This window comes from Caulobacter sp. 602-2 (assembly GCF_011043625.1).
Classification (GTDB): domain Bacteria; phylum Pseudomonadota; class Alphaproteobacteria; order Caulobacterales; family Caulobacteraceae; genus Caulobacter.
In genome coordinates this window covers 1-16,298 of record NZ_JAAKGT010000006.1, presented here as the reverse complement: position 1 = coordinate 16,298, position 16,298 = coordinate 1, and the positions used below count along the sequence as shown (strand labels likewise).

17 protein-coding genes are annotated in these 16,298 nt (G+C 70.3%); 10 read left to right on the top strand and 7 right to left on the bottom strand.

Annotated elements, in window-relative coordinates:
* Nucleotides 1–246: 246 nt before the first annotated feature.
* On the bottom strand, nucleotides 247–726 hold the full coding sequence (locus G5B46_RS13725) for a hypothetical protein (RefSeq protein ID WP_165259438.1): 480 nt from the start codon (nucleotides 724–726) through the stop codon (nucleotides 247–249).
* A 77-nt stretch (nucleotides 727–803) separates the two neighbouring features.
* Nucleotides 804–3,248: an ATP-dependent helicase HrpB gene (gene hrpB, locus G5B46_RS13720; RefSeq protein WP_165259436.1), complete on the bottom strand. Its 2,445-nt coding sequence runs from the start codon at nucleotides 3,246–3,248 to the stop codon at nucleotides 804–806.
* Between the two features lie 181 nt (nucleotides 3,249–3,429).
* On the opposite strand from hrpB, the gene G5B46_RS13715 reads away from it, so the two are divergent.
* The gene (locus G5B46_RS13715) at nucleotides 3,430–5,046 is read left to right on the top strand and encodes an amino acid permease (protein ID WP_165259434.1); all 1,617 of its coding nucleotides are present in this window, start codon (nucleotides 3,430–3,432) and stop codon (nucleotides 5,044–5,046) included.
* A gap of 76 nt (nucleotides 5,047–5,122) precedes the next feature.
* Nucleotides 5,123–5,833: an MBL fold metallo-hydrolase gene (locus G5B46_RS13710; protein ID WP_165259432.1), complete on the top strand. Its 711-nt coding sequence runs from the start codon at nucleotides 5,123–5,125 to the stop codon at nucleotides 5,831–5,833.
* Between the two features lie 7 nt (nucleotides 5,834–5,840).
* On the opposite strand, the gene G5B46_RS13705 is transcribed toward G5B46_RS13710, so the two are convergent.
* Nucleotides 5,841–6,275, bottom strand: a complete 435-nt coding sequence (locus G5B46_RS13705) for an EF-hand domain-containing protein (RefSeq protein WP_165259430.1) — start codon at nucleotides 6,273–6,275, stop codon at nucleotides 5,841–5,843.
* A 104-nt stretch (nucleotides 6,276–6,379) separates the two neighbouring features.
* On the opposite strand from G5B46_RS13705, the gene G5B46_RS13700 reads away from it, so the two are divergent.
* The 3 genes from G5B46_RS13700 (at nucleotide 6,380) to G5B46_RS13690 (ending at nucleotide 9,493) form a co-directional block, all read left to right on the top strand.
* Nucleotides 6,380–7,147, top strand: a complete 768-nt coding sequence (locus tag G5B46_RS13700) for a response regulator (RefSeq protein WP_101711996.1) — start codon at nucleotides 6,380–6,382, stop codon at nucleotides 7,145–7,147.
* Entirely contained in the window at nucleotides 7,144–8,625 is a 1,482-nt protein-coding gene (locus G5B46_RS13695) for an ATP-binding protein (protein WP_165259428.1), read from the top strand. The genes G5B46_RS13700 and G5B46_RS13695 overlap by 4 nt, the downstream gene beginning before the upstream one ends.
* Nucleotides 8,626–8,716: 91 nt before the next feature.
* A complete protein-coding gene (locus G5B46_RS13690; RefSeq protein WP_165259426.1) occupies nucleotides 8,717–9,493 on the top strand; it encodes a hypothetical protein in 777 nt (258 codons plus the stop codon).
* A gap of 4 nt (nucleotides 9,494–9,497) precedes the next feature.
* Here the strand turns inward: G5B46_RS13690 and G5B46_RS13685 are convergent, their stop codons facing one another.
* Nucleotides 9,498–10,037 carry a DUF1345 domain-containing protein gene (locus G5B46_RS13685; RefSeq protein ID WP_240903484.1) on the bottom strand — a complete coding sequence of 180 codons (540 nt, stop codon included), beginning with the start codon at nucleotides 10,035–10,037 and terminating at the stop codon, nucleotides 9,498–9,500.
* A 429-nt stretch (nucleotides 10,038–10,466) separates the two neighbouring features.
* On the opposite strand from G5B46_RS13685, the gene G5B46_RS13680 reads away from it, so the two are divergent.
* Nucleotides 10,467–10,676 (top strand): general stress protein, encoded by a 210-nt coding sequence (locus G5B46_RS13680; RefSeq protein WP_058350544.1) that lies wholly within the window; start codon nucleotides 10,467–10,469, stop codon nucleotides 10,674–10,676.
* 147 nt (nucleotides 10,677–10,823) lie between these two features.
* Here the strand turns inward: G5B46_RS13680 and egtB are convergent, their stop codons facing one another.
* On the bottom strand, nucleotides 10,824–12,983 hold the full coding sequence (egtB, locus tag G5B46_RS13675; RefSeq protein WP_165259421.1) for an ergothioneine biosynthesis protein EgtB: 2,160 nt from the start codon (nucleotides 12,981–12,983) through the stop codon (nucleotides 10,824–10,826).
* A 222-nt stretch (nucleotides 12,984–13,205) separates the two neighbouring features.
* On the opposite strand from egtB, the gene G5B46_RS13670 reads away from it, so the two are divergent.
* Nucleotides 13,206–13,796, top strand: coding sequence for an alpha/beta hydrolase (locus tag G5B46_RS13670; protein WP_165259419.1), 591 nt, complete (start codon nucleotides 13,206–13,208; stop codon nucleotides 13,794–13,796).
* A 143-nt stretch (nucleotides 13,797–13,939) separates the two neighbouring features.
* Here G5B46_RS13670 and G5B46_RS13665 read toward each other — a convergent pair whose 3' ends face one another.
* Both G5B46_RS13665 and G5B46_RS13660 read right to left on the bottom strand, forming a co-directional pair.
* Nucleotides 13,940–14,146, bottom strand: a complete 207-nt coding sequence (locus tag G5B46_RS13665) for a hypothetical protein (RefSeq protein ID WP_165259864.1) — start codon at nucleotides 14,144–14,146, stop codon at nucleotides 13,940–13,942.
* Between the two features lie 31 nt (nucleotides 14,147–14,177).
* Nucleotides 14,178–14,669 carry a GcrA family cell cycle regulator gene (locus G5B46_RS13660; protein WP_165259417.1) on the bottom strand — a complete coding sequence of 164 codons (492 nt, stop codon included), beginning with the start codon at nucleotides 14,667–14,669 and terminating at the stop codon, nucleotides 14,178–14,180.
* Between the two features lie 288 nt (nucleotides 14,670–14,957).
* Here G5B46_RS13660 and G5B46_RS13655 point away from each other — a divergent pair, with 288 nt between their 5' ends.
* The 3 genes from G5B46_RS13655 to G5B46_RS13645 are packed head-to-tail and all read left to right on the top strand — an operon-like array spanning nucleotide 14,958 to nucleotide 16,218.
* Nucleotides 14,958–15,494, top strand: a complete 537-nt coding sequence (locus G5B46_RS13655) for a cytochrome c family protein (RefSeq protein WP_165259415.1) — start codon at nucleotides 14,958–14,960, stop codon at nucleotides 15,492–15,494.
* Entirely contained in the window at nucleotides 15,491–15,853 is a 363-nt protein-coding gene (locus G5B46_RS13650; RefSeq protein WP_165259413.1) for a nuclear transport factor 2 family protein, read from the top strand. The genes G5B46_RS13655 and G5B46_RS13650 overlap by 4 nt, the downstream gene beginning before the upstream one ends.
* 2 nt (nucleotides 15,854–15,855) lie before the next feature.
* On the top strand, nucleotides 15,856–16,218 hold the full coding sequence (locus G5B46_RS13645) for a nuclear transport factor 2 family protein (protein WP_165259411.1): 363 nt from the start codon (nucleotides 15,856–15,858) through the stop codon (nucleotides 16,216–16,218).
* Nucleotides 16,219–16,298: the final 80 nt, after the last annotated feature.

The following is a 16,298-nucleotide window of genomic DNA, read 5'->3' as shown; positions in this document are numbered from 1 at the left end:
TCTTACGCCGCTTGGACTAGGATCCGGGGACCTTGCCGTGGGCCAACGACGGATGCGCGCGATGCCATACAACTCCTGCATCTCCCCCTCACTTCCCGCCAAGAGCCTTTCAGGAAGCCCGGCAGATCCTTGATGATCTGGATCGGGCGGGGAAGCAGGCCTCCGCCCTTTCAGAGGATCCTCATGCACCGTGTGTGCGGGGAGGCTTGGGTCGAGGGCGTCTCTGCCGGCTTCGCATCGGCTCGACTATCGTATGGACAAGCCGTTTTCCGGCAGTCCCGCCTCCTGGCCCAGCGCGCTCCATCCATCTGAGTTGATGTAGGCGCCTACTAGGCCAAGATTTCGAGAAACGCCGGGGTCCACCATCAAGCTCTGCGTGGCGATTTTTCCGAGCAGCTCGAATGAGTTGGCGAGGGCGTTCGGCCCCTCGTACCTCAGCACGTCTACCGCTTCTCGTCGGCACGCGACCAGGACAAGACGGTCCAGGACAGTAGCTGCGGCAACCATCGCATCAGCGCGTTGCTTTGGCGTCACCTGGGAATAAGGCTTAGCGGCGGGATGCGAACTGATCGCGACGAGCATCCACACGACCAAACTCGCCTTGTCGTCGGCAGTCGCCGACCGGACCAGACATTTCGACATGCCGTCGGAATAGGCGCCGGCATGACAAAGCGAGCCGAAAGACAAAAGCAGAACGCCGGCCACTGAAGCAAAAACGGCGCGCATGAACACCTCCCTGTAGCGCACCCCTCAAGTTGATTTAGCGCGCAGCAGGCGTGGTCTCGCAAGCTTGACCTAAGCGGCTAAGTGCCGCGCGGCTTCGCCCGCGTCGTCGGCGCCGCGCTGGCCGGGTCGTCCGGCCAGATGTGCCGGGGATAACGCCCCTTCATCTCGACCTTCACCTCGCGCCAGGAGCCTTTCCAGAAGCCCGGCAGGTCCTTGGTGATCTGGATCGGGCGGTGGGCGGGCGACAGGAGGGCCAGGGTCAGGGGGACCTTGCCGTGGGCCACCGACGGGTGTTCGGCCAGGCCGTAAAGCTCGCCCACCCGCACCTCGACGCGCGGGCCGCCTTCCGCGCCATAGTCGATGGCGAAGGTCGAGCCGGTGGGGGCGGTGAAGCGGGCCGGGGCCTGGGCCTCGATGCGGCCCTGCATGTCCCACGGGATCAGGGTCTTGATCGCCGCCTCCAGCGTGGCCTCGTCGAGGCTGGCCAATGACGAGCGGCCGGCCAGCAGGGGTTCGAGCCATTCGTCCAGCCGCGCGACCAGGGCCGCTTCCGACAGGTCCGGCCAGGCGTCGCCGTCGTTGGCGCGCAGGAAGGCCACGCGGTCGAGCAGCCCCCTGCCCCGCTCGCCCAGCCTCAGCGCCGAGAGGCCGTCGCTGCGCACCTGGTCGGCCAGGGCCCCGACGATCAGGGCCGGGTCGGGCTTTTCGATGATCTTCTCGTCGACGACGAGCTTGCCCAGGCGCAAGAGGCGCTTGGCGCGCAGCTTGCCGCCGCCGCTGGTCTCCAGGCGGTCCTCGGCGACCAGGCGGTCGGCGAAGGCGGCGCGCAAGGCTTCTTCGTCCAGGGGGGCGGCCAGCAGGATGCGGTCGCGGGCCTCGCCCCCGCCCAGTTCGCCGACGGCCAGCCAGGTCTCGCGGGCCAGGGCGTCAGTCGGCTCCAGATAGACGCCGCGGCCGCTGGCCAGCTGGTATTCGCCGGGCTTGCCGCGGGCGCGGGCCACCCGCTCGGGATAGGCCTCGGCGAGCAGCAAGGCGTCATCCAGCGGCTCGGCGCCGCTGGGCTTGCCGGCCTGCCGCGACCAGCGCTCGGCCAGGGCGCGGGCGTCACGGGCGCGAGGCGTGCGGTCGCGGCCAAAGCCCTCCAGCCGGCCGCGCAGATCAACGCCCCGGCCGCCCAGGCCCTGCTCGCTGAGCACGGCGGCGATCTCGGCGGCGCGGTGGGCCTGGCCGCTGGCGGCGGCGCGGGCGACCATGTGGGCCAGGCGCGGGGCCAGCGGCATGTTCGACAGCGCCTTGCCGTGCGCGGTCAGCCCGCCATTGGCGTCCAGCGCCTGCAGCCGGTTCAGCAGCGACCGGGCCTCGGTGAAGGCCGCGCGCGGCGGCGGGTCGAGGAAGGCCAGGCCGTCGGCGTCCTTGGCGCCCCAGCGGGCGAGGTCGAGGGCGAGGCGCGACAGGTCGGCCTCCAGGATCTCGGGCCGGGCGAAGGCGGGCAGCGATCGGGTCTCCGGCTCGTCCCACAGGCGGTAGCAGACGCCGGGCTCGGTTCGGCCGGCGCGACCCCGGCGCTGGTCGGCGGCGGCGCGGGCCACCCGCACGGTCTCCAGCCGGGTCAGGCCGCTGGACGGATCGAAGCGCGGCACGCGCGAGAGGCCCGCGTCGATGACGACGCGCACGCCCTCGATGGTCAGGCTGGTCTCGGCGATCGAGGTGGCCAGCACCACCTTGCGGCGGCCGGCGGGCGCGGGCTGCACGGCGCGGTCCTGCTCGGCCGGCTCCAGCGCGCCATAGAGCGGCGCCAGGTCGACATCGGGGCGGCGCAGGCGCTCGGCCAGCCAGCTTTCGGCGCGACGGATCTCGCCCTGGCCGGGCAGGAAGACGAGAATGGAGCCGCTTTCCTCGGCCAGGGCCCGCTCGACGGCGCGCCCCACCCGCTCCTCAAGGCGCTGGCGGTCGTCGCGCCCCAGATAGCGGGTCTCGACCGGGAACATCCGGCCCTCGCTCTCGACGACCGGCGCGTCGGCCAAGAGGGCCGAGACGCGGGCGCCGTCCAGGGTGGCCGACATCACCAGGATCTTCAGGTCGTCGCGCAGCAGGCCCTGAGAATCGCGGGCAAGGGCCAGGCCCAGGTCGGCGTCGAGGCTGCGCTCGTGGAACTCGTCGAAGATCACGCACGACACGCCGTCCAGGCCCGGATCGTCGAGAATCATCCGTGTGAAGACGCCCTCGGTGACCACCTCGACGCGGGTTCTGGCCGACACCTTCGACTGCAGCCGCACGCGAAAACCCACGGTCTCGCCGACCGCCTCGCCCAGGGTCTGGGCCATCCGCGACGCGGCCGCCCGGGCGGCCAGCCGGCGGGGCTCCAGCATGACGATCTTGCCGCCGCCGACCCACGCTTCCTCCAGCAGGGCCAAGGGAACGGCCGTGGTCTTGCCCGCGCCGGGCGGGGCCACGAGAACGGCGGTCTCGCGGTCGGACAAGGCGCCTTTGAGCGCGGGAATGGCCTGAAAAATGGGCAGCATCGCGCCGGCTTTAGCTGGGCTGGGGATCAACGCCAAGCAGGACTGGACTAGCCTCCTCGGCGGAGAACATTTACGCGCTTCGGCGGCGCGGCCTTGACCCCATGCTCATAAACGGGTCACCGTCCGCAAAATTTTCCAAAGGCGACCCCCGGGGGGGAGTCTTGCCTATCCAGGAGGAACTATGTGGCGCGTTAAATCGCTTGATGCGATCCTTGCGACGGCTGAGAAAAAATCCCTTCATCGCTCGCTCGGACCGGTCCAGCTGACGCTGCTGGGGGTTGGCGCCATCATCGGCACGGGGATCTTCGTCCTGACCGCCGCGGCCGCCCAGAAGGCCGGCCCGGGCATGATGTGGAGCTTCGTGATCGCCGGCGCCGTCTGCGCCATCGCCGCGCTCTGCTACTCCGAACTGGCCTCGATGGTCCCGGTCTCGGGCTCGGCCTACACCTATTCCTACGCCGTGATGGGCGAGCCGCTGGCCTGGATGGTCGGCTGGGCCCTGATCCTCGAATACGCCGTGGCCGCCAGCGCCGTGTCGGCCGGCTGGTCGGGCTACTTCCTCGGCCTGATCGAGAACGCGCTGGGCTTCCAGTGGCCCGCCCTGTTCAAGGCCGGTCCGGCCTGGTCGATGAACGGCTTCATCCCGGTCGCCGACTTCAGCGCCGGCATCGTCAACGTCCCGGCCATCATCGTGGCCCTGTCGGTCACCGCCCTGCTGGTCGTCGGCACCACCGAAAGCGCCCGCGTCAACGCCGTGCTCGTGGCCATCAAGGTCACCGCCCTGACCGCCTTCATCGTGCTGACCATCCCGGTCCTGAAGAGCGGCAACTTCTCGCCCTTCGCCCCCAACGGCTGGTTCGGTCCGGAAGGCACCAGCGGCATGGGCATCGTCGGCGCCGCCGCCTCGATCTTCTTCGCCTATGTCGGCTTCGACGCCGTGTCGACCGCCGCCGAAGAGACCAAGGACCCGCAGCGCAACGTGCCGATCGGCCTGATCGGCAGCCTGGCGCTGTGCACCATCTTCTACCTGCTGGTAGCCGCCGGTGCGATCGGCGCCATCGGCGCCCAGCCGGTGTTCAGCGCCGACGGCTCGGCCGTCCAGCCCGGCTCGGCCGCCTTCCAGGCCGCCTGCTCGCTGGCCGACAACAGCGGCCGCCTGGTCTGCTCGAACGAAGCCCTCGCCCACGTCCTGCGCGAGATCAACTGGCCGGTGGTCGGCAACGCCCTGGGCCTGGCCGCCAACCTGGCCCTGCCCTCGGTCATCCTGATGATGATCTACGGCCAGACCCGCATCTTCTTCGTCATGGCCCGCGACGGCCTGCTGCCCGAGAAGCTCGCCACCATCCACCCGAAGTTCAAGACGCCCTACATCGTGACCATCGTCACGGGCATCTTCGTCGCCATCGCCGCCGCCTTCTTCCCGGTGGGTCAGCTGGCCGACATCTCGAACTCGGGCACCCTGTTCGCCTTCTTCATGGTGGCGATCGCGGTGATGGTGCTGCGCGTGAAGGACCCGAACCGTCCGCGTCCGTTCAAGACCCCGCTGGTGTGGGTGGTCGGTCCGCTGGCCATGGTCGGCTGCGCGGCCCTCTACTTCAACCTGCCGGCCGAAGCCATGCTGGTGCTGCCGATCTGGGGCGCCATCGGCCTCATGATCTACCTGGCCTACGGCATCCGCAAGAGCCACCTGGCCCGCGGCCTGGTCGAGGTTCCGGAACTGGCGGCCGACGCGCCGGCCGGCCCCGTGCCGCCGATGCCGGGCGCCCCGGCCCCGGGTTCGCCCGAGGAACGGTCTTGATCTTGGGGACCTAGTCTCTCTAGTTCAGGCGGGCGGGAACTTCGGTTCCCGCCCGTTTTCGTTTGGAGTCGACACCTTGACCTCCCCGTCGCCCATCAGCGCCGTCATCGCCCCGGTCACGCCGCTGCAGCAGAACTGCACGATCGTCTGGTGCTCCAAGACCAGGAAGGCCGCGATCATCGATCCGGGCGGCGAGGTCGACCGCCTGCTGCGCGCGCTGAACGACCAGGGCCTGACCCTGGAGAAGATCTGGATCACCCACGGCCACATGGACCACGCCGGCGGCGCGGCCGAGCTGAAAGCCAAGACCGGCGTTCCGATCGAGGGCCCGCACAAGGACGACCAGTTCTGGATCGACCGCATCCAGGAAAGCGGCGAGATGTACGGCATGCCCGAGGCGCGCATCTTCGTGCCCGACCGCTGGCTGGAGGACGGCGACGTCGTCACCCTGGGCGAGACGGAGTTCGAGGTTCTGCACTGCCCGGGCCACACGCCGGGCCACGTGGTGTTCTTCCACCGCGAGACCAGGTTCGCCCAGGTCGGCGACGTGCTGTTCCAGGGCTCGATCGGCCGCACCGACTTCCCGCGCGGCAACCACCAGGACCTGATCGACGCCATCACCGGCAAGCTTTGGCCGCTGGGCGACGACGTCCGCTTCGTGCCCGGGCACGGACCGATGTCGAGCTTCGGCGCCGAGCGCCGCACCAACCCCTTCGTCGGCGACCGCGCGGTCGCGGCCATGAAGGGCCCCGGCTACACGGCTCCGGTGAACCGCTCGCCGGGGTAAGCCGCCCCTACTGACGCGGCGGCGGGCCGCCGGGCGGGCCCGGGCGGAACTCGTCGCTCGTCAGCTTGCCGTCGCCGTTCTTGTCGGCGGCCGCGAACTGGGCGCGGCTCGAGGCCAGGGCCTCGTCCTTGCTGACCTTGCCGTCCTTGTCGGCGTCCTGGCCCGCCAGCGCGGTGAGCATCCGGCTCGGGCCGCCACCGCTGCCGCCGCCCATCTGGGCGAAGCGCTGCCGGATCGCCTCGATCTCGGCCGCGTCGATGAAACCGTCCTTGTTGGCGTCCAGGCGCTCGAAACGCTGCAGGGCCGAGGCCTCGTACTCGGCGGCGGTGATCACGCCGTCGCCGTCGGCGTCGGGGCTGCGCATGCCTCCCCCCGGCTGGGCGTGGGCGGCGCTCGCCGCCAGCAGCGACAATCCAAGGACGGTGGAAACGAGTCGGTTCATGAAGACGCTCCGTGGCGATTTGACGCTAGACGGCCACGATCAGGTTGCGCGCCTGTTGCAAGCGTGAAATCTGACGGTGACAGGGGCATGAAAGGACCATCGGCATGGAGACCTCCCCGACCACCGCCTCGTCCGCCGCCGTCGCGGACACCGCCAAGGGCGCCGGCGCCCGCATCCTGATCGTCGACGACGATCCGGGCATCCGCGACGTCGTGTCCGATTTCCTCGTCCGCCACGGCTATGTCGTCGACACGGCCCAGGACGCGCGCACCATGGAGCAGGCCCTGGCCAAGGGCCCGGTCGACCTGGTGGTGCTCGACGTCATGCTGCCGGGCGAAGACGGCCTGGCCATCTGCCGCCGCCTGGCGGCCCAGGACGGTCCGGCGATCATCATGCTTTCGGCCATGGGCGAGGAAACCGACCGCATCGTCGGCCTTGAACTGGGCGCTGACGACTACTTGCCCAAGCCGTGCAATCCGCGCGAGCTCCTGGCCCGCGTGCGCGCCGTCCTGCGCCGCCGCACCGAGCCGCGCTCCAGCGACGACACCATGGGGGCCGCCTGCGAGTTCGCCGGCTGGCGCCTGGACCTCGTCCGCCGCGAACTGCGCTCGCCGCAGTCGGTGGTGGTCAACCTCTCCAGCGGCGAGTTCTCGCTGCTGCGCGCCTTCGTCGAACGCCCGCAGCGCGTGCTGACCCGCGACCAGTTGCTCGATCTCGCCCGTGGCCGCGACAGCGACGCCTACGACCGCGCCATCGACGTTCAGATCAGCCGGCTGCGCCGCAAGCTGGACGACGGCGGCGGCGGCGAGCTGATCCGCACGATCCGCAGCGAGGGCTACATGTTCACGCCCAAGGTCACCCGCACGCCATGAAGTTCGCAGTCCCGGGGCGCGGCGGCGCGCCCCTGTTCGCCCAGGCCCTGGGACTGGCGCTCGTCACACTGGTCGCAACGATCCTGATCTGCGTGGCGGTCGTGTTCAACGTGCCGCCGCCCCCGCCCGAGCTCTACAAGCTCAGCGAGATAAGCCGGGCGCTGAAGACCGGCCAGACCGTGCACCCGCGCGACGGCCGCCCGCTGATCGTGCGCCACCGCACCAGCATCAAGCCCGACGGCGAGGACTCCCAGCGCCGCGCCGAGTTCAAGGTCGCCATCGGCCGCGAACTGAACGTGCCCGTCGACCGGATCTCGATCCGCACCGAGAACGGCCCCCGCTTCTTCGTCCGCACGCAGCGCCAGAAGGGCCCGCCGCCGCCTCCTGGCCCCGGCGGCCCGCGCCCCGAAGGTCCGGGCGGTCCCGGTGGCCCTGGGGGGCCCGGAGGCCCGCCTCCCCCGCCGCCCGGCGCGACGGGCCCCAAGCCTCCCGGCGTGCAGGTGCTCACCGACCGCATCGCGGCCGTCATGCGCGACGAGCCGTTCCTGTTCGGCGACTTCGAGCTGGGCATCCGCCAGGCCGACGGTCGCTGGCTGGTGGTCGAGCCCAAGTTCACCGTCCTGCGCGACACCTGGCAGGTGCGGATCCTGCTGATCCTGGCCCTGTCGGTCGTCGCGGTGTCGCCGCTGGCCTGGCTGTTCGCCCGTCGCCTGGCCGGCCCGATCACGGCCTTCGCCGCCGCCGCCGAACGCCTGGGCCGCGACCCCCGCGCCCCGCCGCTCAGCCTGTCGGGCTCGGCCGAGGTGGCCGCCGCCGCCAACGCCTTCAACGAGATGCAGGAGCGCCTGCGCCGCTACGTCGAGGACCGCACGGCCATGATCGGCGCGGTGGCCCACGACCTGCGCACGCCGCTGACCCGCCTGCGCTTCCGCATCGAGACCACGCCCGACGACGTCCGGAGCAAGCTCGAAAGCGACATCGACCAGATGGAGGCGATGATCTCAGCCACCCTGGCCTTCGTGCGCGACACCAGCCGTCCGGCAGAGCGCACCAAGCTGGAACTGGCCTCGCTGCTGGAAAGCGTCATGGACGAAGCGGCCGAGACCGGCGGCGACGCCACGGCCGAAGAGAGCGAGAAGATCGTCATCGAGGGCGACCCGATCGCCCTCAAGCGCTTGGTCACCAACCTGGTCGAGAACGCCCTGAAGTACGGCGGCGCCGCGCGCGGCCGGGTCTATCGCCAGGGCGGCAGCGCGATCCTCGAGATCGACGACGACGGCCCGGGCGTGCCGTCCGCCGAGCTCGACCGCGTGTTCGAGCCGTTCTTCCGGGGCGAGCCTTCGCGCAACCGCGAGACCGGCGGCATCGGGCTGGGCCTGGCCGTGGTCCGCTCGCTGGCCCGCGCCCACGGCGGTGACGTGGCCCTCGTGAACCGCGCCGGCGGCGGCCTTCGGGCTCGCGTCACCCTGCCGGCCTGACGGTTGTTGCGGCCGCGCAATCAAGCGCGGCCGCACCGACATAACCGCGCAATGCGGCGGCGCTTCAAGCGAGCGGAAGGAGCTTCTTTCCATGACCGCACGCGCCCTGCCTCTCCTGGCCCTCGCCGCCCTCTCGCTCGCCGCCTGCGGTCACGCCCCGCCGGACGGGCCAGGCGGCCGTGGGCCGGGCGGTCGTCCCGGCTTCGGCGGCGGCCCGCCTCCGGGCGAAGGCGGCCCCGGCGGGCCTCGCATGGGCGGGGGCATGGGCGGGGGCCGGCAGGTGTTCATCAGTCCAGCCGGCGAGCCGTTCCGCGCCGATCCCGGCCAGCCCTATCCGGTCGCCCAATGGTTCGCGGGGGCCGACGCCGACCACGACGGCGCGCTGACCCGCGAGGAGTTCCTCGCCGACTCCCTGCGCTTCTTCGACAGGCTGGACGCCGACAAGTCGGGCGTCCTCGACGGTTTCGAGGTCTCGGCCTACGAGCGCAACATCGCCCCCGAGATCGTCCAGGCCTCGGCCATGCCGCAACAGGGTCCGCCCTCGGGCGGCGGCGGCCCCGACGGCGAGGGCCCGCGTCCCCGCCGCGACGGGGGCCTGGGCAACATGCTGCTGGGCGCCACGCCCTACGCCCTGCTGGCCGAGCCCCAGCCGGTGATGGGCGCCGACGCCGACTTCAACCGCCGCATCACCCGCGACGAGGCGACCCGCGCGGCCAACGCCCGCTTCAAGCTGCTCGACAAGGACGGCGACGGCCGCCTGACCCTGGCCGAGCTGCCCCAGACCCGGGCCCAGCGCATGATGAACGGCGAGGAAGAGCCGCGCGAGGGCGGCCGGCGCGGCAAGGGCGGCCGCCGCCCGCCGCGCTGAGGCCTCACCCCGCCACCACCCCGGCGATGATGTTGATGCCGAGCGCCAGGATGGCGGTGTTGTAGAAATAGGCCGTCACCGCATGGGCGGTGACCAGGTTGCGCAGCGCCCCGGTGCGCACGTCGTTGTCGGAGACCTGGAAGGTCGCCCCGATGCTGAAGGCCAGATAGACGAAGTCCTTGTAGGTGCGGGCCGGCTCGCCGGGAAAGCCGAACCCGCCCTTCCCCGCCCCGCCGCCGAAATGGCGGTGGGCGTAGTGCAGCACGAACACCGAGTGCAGCACGATCCACGACAGCACCAGGGTGACGCCCGCGCAGGCCGCCGTCAGGTTCCTGGCGAAAGCCGCCTGAGAGCGCGCCCCGATCATCGCCGCCACCACCGCGGCCAGGCTGGCGGCGATGGCCGACAGCACGATCAACAGGATCAGCGAGCGACCCTCGTCCTCCTCGGCGGCCTTGGCGCGAAGCGTCGCCTCGTCGGCGGTGAGGAACAGGCGCCACAGCAAAATGCCGTAGATCGCGGCGCCGACATCCCACCCGATCAAAATATGCGTGCTTTCGGGCAGATTTATCTGACCGGCGAAAACCCACCCCAGAAGGCCCGTCAGAACACCCGCAATGAGACGCCAATGCCTTGTAATTAATGACGATTTACCAGTCCCAAAGGTGCTCTTGCGCATCGCTCTCAGCCTGCCTTTTCCCCAGACAATCGTCCTTAACGCTGCATTTGTCTCGCCTGACACGTGAAACCGAACTCGGCTTCACCGGTTACTTCACCGGAACACCGGAACGACGCCATGACCGACCCCGACGCCCCGCCTCCGCTGGAGCCGCAAACGCCGGACGATCCGCCGGGCTCGACGCCCGACGAAGTCCCGCTGCAGCCGCCTCCGGTGCAGCCGGGCGACGATCGGCCCTATGGAGCCGCTCCGGGCTCGTTTCCTCCCGTTACCAGTCCCGATTAGGAGCAAGACATGGACCTCGACAGCGAACGGCCCCGCGGCCGCCGAGGCTTCGCCGCCATGGATCCGGAACGTCGCCGCGAGATAGCTCGCAAGGGCGGCGCCAGCGTCCCCAGTGAAAAGCGCAGCTTCGCCAAGGACCGCGATCTCGCCGCCAACGCCGGCCGCAAGGGCGGTTCTTCGTCGCGTGGCGGCGGCCGCCTCGGCGCTCGCGACCTCTAGGAATGCCGCGGCCGAGGGGGGGACGGGCGACGCAGCCGACGGTGGTGGCGCACGTATCAGGATTTTAGGGCCCGGATCGGTCTTGCCGATCCGGGCTCTTGGGCTGTCCGCCATCCAGCGGCCGGCCGCGACTTCTTATTTCCGCTCTCAGGAGCGAAGCGCGAAGACGCCGAACGCCGGCGCATCGCTGATCCAGCGCGCCTCGACGCGCCAGCCGGCCTTTTCCGCTATCGCGGCGAAGACGTCGGGGTCGTACTTGTAGGAATTCTCGGTGTGGATGGTCTCGCCGGCGGCGAAGGCGATCGACCGCCCGGCGATCTCGACGGTCTGGTCGCGCAGGCTGACCAGGTGCATCTCGATCCGGCTCTCGACGGCGTTCCACACCGCCCGATGGGCGAAGGCGTCCAGATCGAAGTCCGCGTCCAGTTCGCGGTTGATGCGCGCCAGCAGGTTCTTGTTGAACGCCGCGGTGACGCCGGCCGCGTCGTCATAGGCCGGGATCAGCACGTCCGCTCCCTTGGCGATGTCGGCCCCCACCACGAACAGCGCGCCGGCGCCCAGCAGCTCGCGCGCCGCCGCCAGGAAGGCGACCGCCTCGTCCGTCGGGAAGTTGCCGATCGTCGAGCCCGGGAAGAAGCCGACCGCCGGCCGTCCCCGCGCCGCCGCCGGCAGGCCCAGCGGATGGGTGAAGTCGCCCAGGGCCGGCGCCACGGTCAGCCTTGGATAGTCGGCGCGGATGGCTGCCGCGGCCGCGTCCAGGGCCGAGGCGCTGATGTCCATCGGGGCGTAGACCGCCAGCTGCGGCGCGGCGTCCAGGACGATGCGGGTCTTGGTGCTGGCCCCGCTGCCGAACTCGATCATCGCCGTGCCCTCGGGAATGCGGGCGGCGATCTCGGGCGCGATGCGGCGCAGCAGCGCCGTCTCGGTGCGGGTCGGATAGTATTCCGGCAGCACCGTGATCTCTTCGAACAGGCGCGAGCCCTCGGCGTCGTAGAAATACTTGCTGGGCAGGCTCTTGGCTTCGGCGGAAAGACCGCCCAGCACGTCGTCGCGGAAGCCCACGTCCACCGCCCGCTCACGCCCGCCCTGGCCGTCGCGCGCCAAGCGCACGCCCGAGAACATCCAGCGCTGGCCGGGATGGAAGAAGTTGCGATAGCTCGCCCGCGCATGGCCCGGCGGCGTGCCCGCCGCCCCGCCGCGCAGTACCATCTGGCCGACCATGAACTTGCCGTTGTACTCGCCCAGCGCCCCTGCCCCCGGACGGAAGCCCGGATAGGGCGCATAGGCGCTGGCGGTCCACTGCCAGGCCTCGCCCGACATCTGCCGCAGGCCTCTGCCCGATCGTGCGGCGACCTCCCACTCGGCCTCGGTGGGCAGGCGCGCGCCGGCCCAGGTCGCAAAAGCGGCCGCCTCGTAGTAGCTGACGTGGCCCACGGGCGCTGCGGGATCCAGCGGGCGCAGGCCGGTCAGGCCGAACGCCTTCCAGGCGCCGTCCTCGTCCTGGCGCCAGTAGAGCGGCGCGCGCCACCCCTGCGCCTGGACGCTCGCCCAGCCGTCCGACAGCCAGAACTCGGGCCGCTCGTAGCCGCCGTCCTCGATGAAGCCCAGCCATTCGCCGTTGGTGGTCAGGCGGTCGGCCAGGCGGAAGGGTTCCAGGAACACGCGGTGGCGCGGCCGCTCGTTGTCGAAGGCGAAGCCGCGCGCCTCGGCGCCGATCACCTCGAGCCCGCCCTCGAAGCCGACAAAGCCCAGGGCCGGCGCGGCGGCGCGCGGCGGCTCGTCGCGCTCGCGATAGGCCGGGTGCAGCGGCGACTGGGCGAACAGGTGCTGGATGTCCATCAGCAGCAGCTCCTGGTGCTGCTCCTCGTGGGCCAGGCCCAGGTCCAGCCGCTCCAGGATCTCGGGCGACAGCGCGCCAGACAGCAGCCGGGCCATGGCCGCGTCCACATGCCGGCGATAGGCGGCGACATCGGCGCAGGACGGGCGGGTCAGCAGCCCCCGTTCCGGCCGCGGCTGCCGCGGTCCCATGGCCTCGTAGTACGAGTTGAAGATGTAGCCGAACGCCGGATCGTAGGGCTTGTAACCCGGCGCGTACGGGGCCAGCAGGAAGGTCTCGAAGAACCAGGTCGAATGGCCCCGGTGCCACTTGGTCGGACTGGCGTCGGGCATCGACTGCGCGGCCTGGTCCTCGGGCGACAGCGGCGCGGCCAGCGCCTCGGTCCGCGCGCGGACGGCGCGATAGCGGGCAAGCGGGGTGTCTGCAGCCTCGTTGACGGAGGCCAGGACCAGGGTGTCGTCGGGACTCATGCACGCTCCTGGCGCTGACGGGCCGTGTGGGCGGGCCGCTGTCCAAAACGGATCGGGAGCTTGGGCGTTCCCCCGTTCGAGGGCAAGGCGGCCTGCTGCCAGCATGGTGTCATCAGCACTTCTCAATTCCTATTGAATTGATCTGGTTTGATCCTCCCGCCTCGCGGGAGCGACAAGCAGGTCAAATCCGCTTCGCGCGGTCCCGTCTTGAAGAGTTCAGCGATGTCTTTCATCTCGCCGCCCGATCCCGCCGGCGATCCGCCGATCCTGATCGTGCCGGGCCTCTACAACTCCGGTCCCGACCATTGGCAGAGCCATTGGGAGCGCACCCTGCCCACCGCCGAGCGCGTGGATCAGGTCGACTGGGAGCGTCCCGCCCTCGGCGACTGGACGATCAGCCTGGCCGAGGCCGTGCGCAGCCGTCCCGGCGCGATCCTGGTGGCCCACAGCCTGGGCTGCGCCCTCGTCTGCCACCTGGCCCAGGTGACCGGCGGCCGGGGCGTGCGCGGCGCCCTGCTGGTGGCGCCGGCCGACGTCAATCGCGAGGGTCCCGCCGGCCGCCTGCTGATCGGCTTCTCGCCCATCCCCCGGCCGCGCCTGCCCTTCCCCTCGCTGGTGGTGGCCAGCCGCGACGACCCCTACGTGGCCATCGACCGGGCCGAGGCCTTCGCCCGAGGGTGGGGATCGCGCTTCGTCGACCTGGGCCGCGCGGGCCACATCAATGTCGACTCCGGCCACGGCGCCTGGCCGCGCGGCCGCCTGCTGCTGAACGAGCTGATCCGCGCCACGGCCCCGGCCTCGCCGCCGGCCTGAAAAAAGACGACCCCCGCGAACCGGGTTCGCGGGGGTCGTTCTTTACGCGGACTGTCTGGCTTGCTTCGCGATCCTCAGCGCTTGGCTCCAGCCTCCCTACGGGCGAGCGCGCTGTTCCGCGAAGATCTAAACCCTTACTGGCCTCAGGCGGCGGCCTGACGGCTGCGCACGCGGCTCATCCAGTCTTCCGGATAGGTCTCGCGCACGACGATCGACTTGAACTGGCCGACCGGGATGCGGGCGGCGTCGCCCGGCTGCAGGTCGCGCGAGACCGAGTGGCCCGCGAATTCCTGGATGATCGTGATCACCTGGCTGCTGCCGGCGGCGTTCTCGATGAGGATCATGGGAATGTCTCTCTCTGAGAGGGCTTTTGAGGGCGCGTCAGAGGACGCGGCGTTCCTGGGGCAGGCTCTGGCGGGTCCAGGCGTCGATGTCGGCCGAGCTCTGGAAGCGACGGAAGGCGCCCTGGGTGTGGTCGGGGCAGTACGAGGCGCGCTTGCTGGTCGTCTCGCGGCCGCAGAAGCCGAAGTCGCCGGCGTCCGGATTACCGATCGGCCAGCGGCACGAGTGCATCGACAGGTCGAGGATGCCGGCCGTGGGGGTCAGCTCTTCCATGACCGAGGCCTGCGGGCGGGCGGCCGGACGGGCCTGGGCCGGGGCGCTGGTGCGGGCTCGCGGAGCCTGGCGCGACACCCGGACGGTGACGGCGCGCTGGCGCACCGGCGTCTCGCGGACGGTGATGCCCAGGCGGTGGATCTTGCCGATGACGGCGCTGCGGCTGACGCCGCCCAACTGGCGCGCCACCTGGCTGGCGCTCAACCCTTCGAGCCACAACTTCCTGAGCGTGGCGGTACGTTCCTCGTTCCAGTCCATGACGGTTTCCGCTTCTTAAGGGTGCGGGATCAGCCCCCGCCCTTCTTCGGTAGAATCATGGTTAACGTCGGTCAAATTCTTCCGTGCATACCCACGGTTCTCGAAATCACATTTCCCAAGCGAATCTCGCTAGATAGCAGACGATGTCGCAGGGAGCCGTTTTGAACTGCGGCAAGACCTTGACCGAATAACGTCGTTCCGCGATGAATTCACGGGTCAGAAACCGGCTTGGATTTGAATGCGGCGCGGCGTCGCAAGCCTTGCGACATAACGCCTACGGGGATTGTGATGCGTACCCTCACCGTCGTCGCCGCCGCGACGCTCTGCCTGTCCATGAGCCTGTCTCTGGCCGCCTGCTCCAAGAGCGGTGAAACCTCCGGCCAAGGCGCTGCGACCCCGCCGCCCGCGCCGCCCCCGACCCCCGCCGAGAAGGCCGCGGCCCTGGCCGCCCTCCCCGCCCCGTACGACACCGGCGACCTGCTGAACGGCCAGAGCAAGTTCGCCCTCTGCCGCTCGTGCCACACCATCACGCAAGGCGGCCCGAACATGACCGGCCCCAACCTCTACGGCCTCTTCGGCCGCAAGGCCGGGACCCATCCGAAGTACACCTACTCGGACGCCGTCAAGAACGCCGGCTTCACCTGGGACGCCGAACACCTGGACCACTGGCTGGACAACCCGCGCACCTTCCTGCCGGGCACCAAGATGACCTTCGCTGGCCTGTCCAACCCCAAGGACCGCATCGACCTGATCGCCTATCTGAAGGTCGAGACGGGCTACAAGCCCGAGCCCTCGCCAGCCCCCGCTCCATCATCAGCCCAATGACCCCGCGCATCGCCCTCCTGACCCGGCTCTACGACGCCTACAACAAGGGCGACTTCGACGCCTTCGCGGCCGAGTTGGACCCCGCTGTCGACTGGCCCGACCAGATCGGCGGCGGCAGGGTCGTGGGGGTCGAGGCGATGCGCGCCTTCTGGACGCGTCGCGACGGCATGGTGCGGGTCGAGGCCGCCCCCATGGAGTTCACGGTGATGGAGGACGGCCGCATCCTGGTGGCCACGAACCAGACCGTGCATAACCTGGAGGGGCGCCTCTGGTCCGACAGCTGCGTGCGACATATCTACACGTTCCACGATGAGCGCGTGTCGCGCATGGATATCGTCGAGCGTTTGGACGAGGCGTGAGCATGGCGAAGGCGGAAGTGTTGCTGACCCGGCACTTCGATGCGACGCGCCGGCGCGACATCGAAGCCGTGGTCGCACAGCTGCATTCCGACATCGCCTTCGCCAACGTCCTGGAGGGCGGCGAAGTCGTGGGCCTGGAAGCCGCGCGAGGCTATTTCGAGCGGCAGTTCGCCATGGCCGGCGTCGACATCAGCCTGATGCGCGTGCGCCGCCAGGCCGACGGCTGGGTCCATGCCGACGTCGAGATCGCCCTGCGCCGCCCCGACGGCCGCCTTTGGTCCCAGAACACCGCCATCATCGCCTACCTGATCCGCGACGACCTGATCGTGGGGATAGACCCTCTGCCGGATCCCGGGACGCGGTAGAGCGCCTTCGGCGCCCCCTCAGTCGCGCCGCGACAGCTCCCCCAGAGGGGGAGCATCCCGCTGATCAGATCCTCCCCCTC